Here is a 739-nt window from a genome sequence, read left to right as displayed (position 1 = left end):
ACCGTCGGCCCGATCATGGCGACCCGGCTGGGGATCCGGACGGTCGACGTCGGCATCCCGGTGCTGTCGATGCACTCCGCGCGCGAGCTGTGCGGGACGCACGACCCGGCGCTCCTGACCCGGGCCGGAGTGGAGTTCCTGACCTACGCCGGCTGAGAGACCGGACAGCGACCCGCGAGCCGGGCACGTAGGCGCCGCTGCCGACGACCCGCGACCCGCGCGGCCGCAGCAACACCGGGCTCAGCTCCAGGTTCCACCCGCCCAACGCCACCCCGTGGGTCGTGGCCGGCGCGCGGGGCGCGGAAGACGGCGCCGCCGAACGGACAAAGTGCGTAGAGCCCGAGCCGGAACGAGGCGATGCCGAACGGGATTGTCACTATCAGGACGCAGGCGACGATCCCGGCGGCCGTGTAGGCGAGGAACAGCCAGAAGCCGGAGAGGACCAGCCAGACCACGTTCAGGATGAGGCGGAGCATGGTTCCAGCATGCCCGAGGTGTCCGGTTCTCCCCTCCGGGATGCCCCCGGGTCGACCCCGGGTTCCGGTGGCCGACGTGCACTCCCGACCCGCACGGCGCCGCGGAATCCGGGTGACCGGCGGCCCCACCGGGCGCCAGTCTGGGCCCATGTACCTGCTGACCGGCATCCAGGCGTCGGGGAAGTCGACCGTGGCACAGTCACTCGCCGAACGCCTGCCCGCACCCGCGGTGCACGTGCACGGCGACCGGTTCCGCCGGTGGA

The 739-nt window shown here is 72.7% G+C and carries 1 protein-coding gene and 1 pseudogene; one reads left to right on the top strand and one right to left on the bottom strand.

Annotation, left to right across the window (positions count from 1 at the left end; translation table 11 throughout):
• A pseudogene (locus tag D8M34_RS18615) lies at positions 1-156 on the top strand (M18 family aminopeptidase); the annotation flags it as partial.
• Here D8M34_RS18615 and D8M34_RS19825 read toward each other — a convergent pair.
• Positions 144-476: a YccF domain-containing protein gene (locus tag D8M34_RS19825; RefSeq protein ID WP_202976309.1), complete on the bottom strand. Its 333-nt coding sequence runs from the start codon at positions 474-476 to the stop codon at positions 144-146. The pseudogene D8M34_RS18615 and the gene D8M34_RS19825 sit on opposite strands and share 13 nt — an antisense overlap.
• Positions 477-739 lie beyond the last annotated feature (263 nt).

Origin of the sequence: Microbacterium sp. HSID17254, assembly GCF_003989315.1 — a bacterium.
In the GTDB taxonomy this organism is placed as follows: domain Bacteria; phylum Actinomycetota; class Actinomycetes; order Actinomycetales; family Microbacteriaceae; genus Microbacterium.
Note: the sequence above shows the minus strand (reverse complement) of the source record. Positions and strands in the feature narration are given on the sequence as shown.

Bases quoted from the DNA above. Each gene is read 5' to 3' on its own strand.
- D8M34_RS19825 (WP_202976309.1), bottom strand. From the start codon at position 476: ATGCTCCGCCTCATCCTGAACGTGGTCTGGCTGGTCCTCTCCGGCTTC.